Origin of the sequence: Chamaesiphon sp. OTE_8_metabat_110, from assembly GCF_031382685.1 — a bacterium.
Taxonomy (GTDB): domain Bacteria; phylum Cyanobacteriota; class Cyanobacteriia; order Cyanobacteriales; family Chamaesiphonaceae; genus Chamaesiphon.
Window position 1 is genome coordinate 1 of the sequence record NZ_JANMZA010000496.1, and the last position, 6,269, is coordinate 6,269.

Annotated in this window: 6 protein-coding genes; all 6 read right to left on the reverse strand. The window is 45.1% G+C overall.

The features are described from left to right. Positions 1–325: 325 nt before the first annotated feature. Positions 326–1,270 carry a glycosyltransferase family 2 protein gene (locus tag RMO52_RS18205; protein ID WP_310417058.1) on the reverse strand — a complete coding sequence of 315 codons (945 nt, stop codon included), beginning with the start codon at positions 1,268–1,270 and terminating at the stop codon, positions 326–328. 29 nt (positions 1,271–1,299) lie between these two features. Further along, positions 1,300–1,953: a PIG-L deacetylase family protein gene (locus RMO52_RS18210; protein WP_309741814.1), complete on the reverse strand. Its 654-nt coding sequence runs from the start codon at positions 1,951–1,953 to the stop codon at positions 1,300–1,302. A gap of 129 nt (positions 1,954–2,082) precedes the next feature. Further along, positions 2,083–2,937: a sugar phosphate nucleotidyltransferase gene (locus tag RMO52_RS18215; protein WP_309741813.1), complete on the reverse strand. Its 855-nt coding sequence runs from the start codon at positions 2,935–2,937 to the stop codon at positions 2,083–2,085. A gap of 53 nt (positions 2,938–2,990) precedes the next feature. After that, the gene (locus RMO52_RS18220) at positions 2,991–3,926 is read right to left on the reverse strand and encodes an NAD(P)-dependent oxidoreductase (protein WP_309741812.1); all 936 of its coding nucleotides are present in this window, start codon (positions 3,924–3,926) and stop codon (positions 2,991–2,993) included. A gap of 7 nt (positions 3,927–3,933) precedes the next feature. Beyond that, positions 3,934–5,244 carry a DUF4910 domain-containing protein gene (locus RMO52_RS18225; RefSeq protein WP_310417062.1) on the reverse strand — a complete coding sequence of 437 codons (1,311 nt, stop codon included), beginning with the start codon at positions 5,242–5,244 and terminating at the stop codon, positions 3,934–3,936. A 36-nt stretch (positions 5,245–5,280) separates the two neighbouring features. Next, entirely contained in the window at positions 5,281–5,835 is a 555-nt protein-coding gene (rfbC, locus tag RMO52_RS18230; RefSeq protein ID WP_309741810.1) for a dTDP-4-dehydrorhamnose 3,5-epimerase, read from the reverse strand. Between the last annotated feature and the right edge of the window lie 434 nt (positions 5,836–6,269).

Sequence of the window (6,269 nt, forward strand, 5' to 3'; positions counted from 1 at the left end):
ATCATAAATATAATTAACTATCGATTCTGGCGATTCTGGTTATAAGCTAAATTGGTTTGAACCCCCCTGTCTTGTCGTTTTTTTATTCGGGGGGAACCCCCTAATAAAACCGCCGCTGCTTGGTGCAACACATGCGGAGGAAACCTCCGCGTGATTGCATCCGCTAAATCCCCCTTAAAAAGCGGATGCGATCCCGCCTTTGTTTCCCGACGATGGAAGCGCACCAAGCAGGGGGACTTTAAAGCCCCCTTTTTAAGGGGGTTGGGGGATTCAAATCTAAAAACGAAGCAAACCCAATTCTCAATTCTCAATTCTCAATTCTCAATTAATTTAAGTCCTGCTTGAATGATTTAGAGCGGCGAGCTAGCGATCTTACCAATTTAAATAAATCTGGAGCTAGCCCTTTAATCCACATTTTCATGCCATGAGTCAGGAAATAATAACTATAAGACCAAAGGGATAAACCGATTTTCTCGATCGAACTGAGATTGGGTGAACTTTTAATCGTTTTTTGTTGATACGTTTCCCTTACCCACACGGGTTTTGTTTCAGATAATGAACCTTGAATTTGTTGAGCTTTAATCACATTCGCATTGCTGACACTGATGCCTGATACCCGAGATTCCATCAATTCGGTAGGAATGGTATAGAATTCTCCCTGTAATGCCAGCCGTGCTAATAAGATATGATCCCACCCGGAAATATTCGGCACATCGCGCATTGCCGCCTGCATAATATCTCGTCGCATCACACCATAATTGATATCTGTCACCGCCACTTGTTCGGTATAAATTGTCGAAATATATTTGATATAACGGCGATAAGCGGGTAAACCCATCGTATTGCATCCTTTATCGATCGCGATCGTTTTGTCTAATTGCTTGTCTACCCGCCGCGAATAACTATTCACCACGATCGGTGTTTTGAGGCGATCGAATTCTTGAAGACACGCCTCGACAAAATTATGACTCCGCGCATCATCGTCACAAACCCAGGCAAAGTAATCTCCCTGAGCGCGTTCGAGTAAAAATTTATAGTTATTAAATGAGCCAATATTTTGCTCTTGTCTAAAGTACTTAATTCGCGAATCTTGTTGCATTAACTCGCGAACGACGGCACTAGTTTCTGTTCCAGACGAACAATTATCTGAAACAAGAATTTCTAGATGCGAGTAAGTTTGGTTGAGTAGGCATTCGAGTACCTGTCTAAGACCATCAGGTCGATTATAGGTTGGACAGCCCAAACTGACAAGTGGTTTTTGATTATTCATTACCAAATCCTTTGATTTCAATACAAAATTTAAACAACTATTTTTCGACAATGAAAAGCTTCGGCATACTTACTATGGGAATTCGATTCCATTCCTCGAATCCTGAGCATTGAGAAAAAGATATCTTTTGTAAACCAGCCTTTATTAGCCTGACTCTCGAAATGTGTAAACAGGTGATTGACTTTTTGATGACAAATTTCCTCACTGAGATGTACGAATAGGTTGGGAATACCTAAGTCGCCATCGTATTTAGGAATCTCGTATTCCCAAATCAAGCAATCTCGAAATGTATTCCAAGTCAAGTCGGAAATTAATCGATGATCCTGATGGCGATCGTCGCGGTAATGAGTCAAAATCAGATCGGGAGATACTTCCATTTTAAGCTGTTGGAAATACTCTTTGATTTCAGCTCCCAGATAGGGAAAGAAACTATCGCGAAAGCTGCCGATCTGAATTTTTTTATGACTGACTCGCTCTAACAAACTATAGGCACTATTCGATGCTTCCCGCTCTCGTTCGGGATTAGCACCGATTACTACCCAATGAATATGCAGGTCAGGATATAAATCGATTAGCTTGAGCAAGGTACCGCCACAGCCAATTTCAATATCATCACTATGGGCACCCAGGCACAGGATTGTATAAGGAGTGCCGACTTTTTTCTCGAAACTTAATGGCATCATAAATATAGATGGTGGGCAGTGCCCACCCTACTTTTTATTATTTTAATGGCATCATAAATATAGATGGTGGGCACTGCCCACCCTACTTTTTCTCAATTCTCAATTTTCAATTCTCAATTCTCAATTAATTTACGAGCCAATTGCCACAGGTGAAACAGGCGCATATTGATCGCGTCTGCCATTAACTAACTGGTGTCCATTGGTACTTACCTTGTCCCAAACTGCCCAAGGAGTTTTGCCAGCGGCATACATTTCATCAAACAGCATTTTCTCCTTTAGGGTATCCATACAAGCCCAAAAGCTGGACTTCTTGTAGGCAATTAACTCTTTGCGTTGAATCAACCGCTGAAACGGCTGTAAGACCAATTCTTCTTCATGTTGAATATAGTCAAATATATTTTGCTTGAAGGCAAAGAAACCGCCATTGATCCACAGATCCGAACAGCCAACCGATTGAATATTTTCGACTAACGCACCCTCATCGAAAGAGACAACGTGAAAAGATTGGGATGGTTGCACGGCGAGGAAGCTGGCAATTTTGCCATGATTGGTGAAGTGATCGAGATACAAATCTAGATCGAGATCGCTGAGTCCATCGGCATAGTTTGCTAGGAAAACTTCTTCACCTTCGAGATGCGATTTGACAGCCATCAATCGCTGACCGATATTCGCATTTAGTCCCGTATCTACAAAGGAAATTTTCCAATCTTCGATATCGCTATTGTGTAGCTCGATCGTTTTACCACCATTAGAAAGGGTAAAGTTATTCGACAAGCATTCGTTATAATTGAGAAAATAGTTCTTAATATAATCGCCCTTATAACCCAGGCAGAGGATAAATTCTTTGTGTCCAAAATGAGCATAGTAGCGCATCAAGTGCCAAATAATCGGACGATAACCAATCTCCACCATTGGTTTGGGAATGGTTTCGGAATATTCGCGCAACCGCGTACCCATACCACCACAGAATAAGACTACTTTCATGTAATTGCTCCTGATTAGTTAACTCTAGAAAACTATTAATCTTGGCAAAGAAACTAAAACTTTGGTGCTGTCATCTGTAATCGATCGGCATACCAATCGATCGTCGATTTCAAACCCTCCTCTAAAGATGTGGTCGCCCTCCAGCCGAGCTGGGCGTAAGAATTTGCCGCATTAGCAACGCGAATTTGTTCGTTGATTCGATCGGGAATCGTCCCAAATAAGGGTTCAACTCGCCGATCGATCCAAGTCACAATTCGTTCGACTACTTCCCGAATGGTACTCAATTTACCCGTCCCCAAATCGATCGTCTGTCCGGCGATATCTGGGGCATCTGCCATCGCGATCAGCCCAGAGATTAAGTCGTCAATATAGACCCAATCGATCGGTCTTTTGCCACTACTCAATTTGGGAGAGATCCCGCTAATCAGCGATGAAATAACCGTCGGGATTAGAAACCGGGAATCTTGTTCTGGCCCATAAACCATAAATATTTTGGCGGTGACGACTGGGGTCTGATAGAGTTCGTAAAACATCTGGCTATAAGCACTACCAGCCCATTTAGCAGCGGCATAAGGTGAAGAGGGAGTAATACTACCTCGATTGATTTCTGGCTCCTCTAATGAGCCTGCAAGGACGATTCGATCGCAACCAATTTCTGTCAGAGCTGTTAATAAATTAACTGTACTGACAAAATTACTATGCAAAGTCGGCAAGACTCGATCGAGATCGCGAGAGCCAGTAACGTTACTAGCTAAGTGATAAACTACGTCAGGTTGGACATGCCGAATCAGCGTCCGCACGCTGGTAATATCTGCCAAATCGCCTTGCCACCACTGCATGTGCGATCCAGTCGGCTGAGGCGTTCGCGAAATGCCATGCAGTTCCGCTGCTGTAGTTGCCAAACATCGGCATAAATGTGCGCCGATAAAACCACTAGCACCTGTAACTAAGACCTTTTTTTTCAATAACTTATTTGGAGCATTTATCATAAAATATCTATTCCAAAATTTCGGTTAATAAGTGATGTTCTATCAGGATATTAGCGATTTGGGCGATCGCAGTAAATGCAATATTCGATCTCTGAGCGATATCGAGGAGGGAATTTTTCCCATCTGATAAATTGAGTATCCACAGCATCGCCATTTGCCGCTCTTGGGTAGTTTGATGCCCGCCTGAGAGATTATAAAGACCGCGCTTGCCGAGCTGAGGTTCGCAGTAGGGATTGGTATTGAGATAGCGTTTATTTGCTTCTAAAATCTCGATTGTCTCGATATAAATACTCAATGAATCGGCTAAGTAATCGGGTTTAACAAAATCTAAATTATCTGCTGAGGTGTGATATTCCGGATACGTGCCAAAGGGCGTTCTACTCAATCTGCCTACTGGCAAATTGAAGCCGGGGGAACAATATTGACGTTCGTCATAACCATAGGGCGAAAATTCTTCGATCGCGTAAGCTCGACCGGAATTTTGCAAGACATGGCTGACAACTCGATCGATTTCGGCATTACCCTGACGACTTTGTTTATAAGTCATCGCCCCAGCATCGCCGACACCAGAGATGACTAAACCGTGCTGAATCCGCCGAGTCAGCTCGGTATTTAGCGCCAACCAAGTAATCGCGCCGATCGTACCGGGAATAAACACAAACCGATAAGAATATCGTCGGGTTGCAGTGCTGAGATATTTAGCCAGAAATGTCGCTAGAGCGATGCCAGAGAGGTTGTCATTACACAGTGAAGGATGACAAATATGGCAAGAAAAGAGGATTTCGCGATCGGTTTTTCCGGGTAAAAAATATTCACCATAGCTGAGATGTCCATCGGTGAGGGATGAATCGATCGAGACTTCATATTCGCCATCTTCAAGCTGTGCGAGCGTATGGTGGCTCAAACAAAACCCCCAAGTTTCTTGGTAATAGGAGGTACGGTAGGGAATCCAGTCGGGATGTGCTGGGAGAGTAAATAGATGCTCTTTGAGTTGTGATAACGGCAGCTTTTGGTGGATGGGAATGCTGTAGTTGAGCAGGTGTAAATTCGATACCTGAAAATCGACAACCTTCTCGCCGCGATCGTTTTTGATATAGGCATCGCGCACATTCCACTCTTTAGGCACCGTCCAATCAAATACTTGTGTCCCCGTCGGCACTTCCTGAATTTCTAGGGGGATATACTGCTGCAAACCTTGCAGGGTGTGGCGAACGCCATCGCCAGTAATGCTGCGACAAATCGGGTAGAGATCGGCGACTAGCTGATACATCTCTAATCCCAGCCGATCGAGATCGCGTAATTCTGAACTAATATTCATATTGCTGACCTAATGTGGACTTTCAACGATCGGCGATTAATTTGGCTGCAATACTGGTAAGTCTAGAGTGTAGTCGGGGTAATCTCGATCGCGCGGGGAGATGATACTAATGTCGATCGGCCACTCGATCGCGAAGCTAGGATCGTTCCACCGCATTCCCCGAGCGGCTGCTGGGGCATGAAGACCGGACATTTGATAAAACACTTCGGTATTGGCGGCGAGGGTTTGAAAGCCGTGGGCGAATCCTTGGGGGATATATAGTGCTTGGTGATTTTCTGCTGTCAGATATACCGCCATCCATTGTCTGAAGGTGATACTATCGGGACGTAAATCGATAATGACATCGTAAATTGCGCCCTGAGTACAGCGCACTAGCTTGGTTTCGGCAAAGGGGGGTATTTGCCAATGCAGTCCTCGGAGGGTGCCAAGCTGGTGGTTGAAGGAGATGCTGCACTGGGAGAGGTTGGCATCTAGTCCTCGATCGAGAAATGCTTGCTGGCACCAGGTACGGGCAAAGAAGCCGCGCTCGTCGGTGAGTTGGTCTGGGGTGATGATATGGGCGTCGATTAGGGTGGTGGGGATAAATTGCATTTTATTCAGAATTATCTAGAGCGAACTGGTAAAGGCGAAGCGGCAAATGTTAGATATTAGTAGGTTGCGATCTTCCTAGCGGAGGCAGAACCCGGTGGGGGTACCGACCCCCAGCCCCCCCCGTTGAGAGGGGGGAACGCCCCTGTCTTGATGCGCTAAACCGTCGGGAAACAGAGGCGTGCGCGCATCGCCTCTCAAACTCTCCTGCGTATGGTTCGATTTGTAGGAGGCGTGGTGCGGCATTCACTCCTCTCTGGGAGTTAGTTGGGGGTTTACCAATTTGCTAAGGTGTGACCATACACCGTTACTCCACCTAGCCTCTACTAGTAGAAGGATATGATGTCACAAGTCGGCTGGGCTTCGTTTACGGTGGGCTTACCCCCCCAACCCCCCCTTATAAAGGGGGGGCTTTCCGGCTCCCTCCCCTTGATAAG

What these genes read in the sequence shown, in the direction of transcription:
- RMO52_RS18215 (WP_309741813.1), bottom strand. Translation starts at nt 2,937, where the DNA reads ATGAAAGTAGTCTTATTCTGTGGTGGTATGGGTACGCGGTTGCGCGAA.
- rfbC (WP_309741810.1), bottom strand. Translation starts at nt 5,835, where the DNA reads ATGCAATTTATCCCCACCACCCTAATCGACGCCCATATCATCACCCCA.
- RMO52_RS18210 (WP_309741814.1), bottom strand. Translation starts at nt 1,953, where the DNA reads ATGATGCCATTAAGTTTCGAGAAAAAAGTCGGCACTCCTTATACAATC.
- RMO52_RS18205 (WP_310417058.1), bottom strand. Translation starts at nt 1,270, where the DNA reads ATGAATAATCAAAAACCACTTGTCAGTTTGGGCTGTCCAACCTATAAT.
- RMO52_RS18220 (WP_309741812.1), bottom strand. Translation starts at nt 3,926, where the DNA reads ATGATAAATGCTCCAAATAAGTTATTGAAAAAAAAGGTCTTAGTTACA.
- RMO52_RS18225 (WP_310417062.1), bottom strand. Translation starts at nt 5,244, where the DNA reads ATGAATATTAGTTCAGAATTACGCGATCTCGATCGGCTGGGATTAGAG.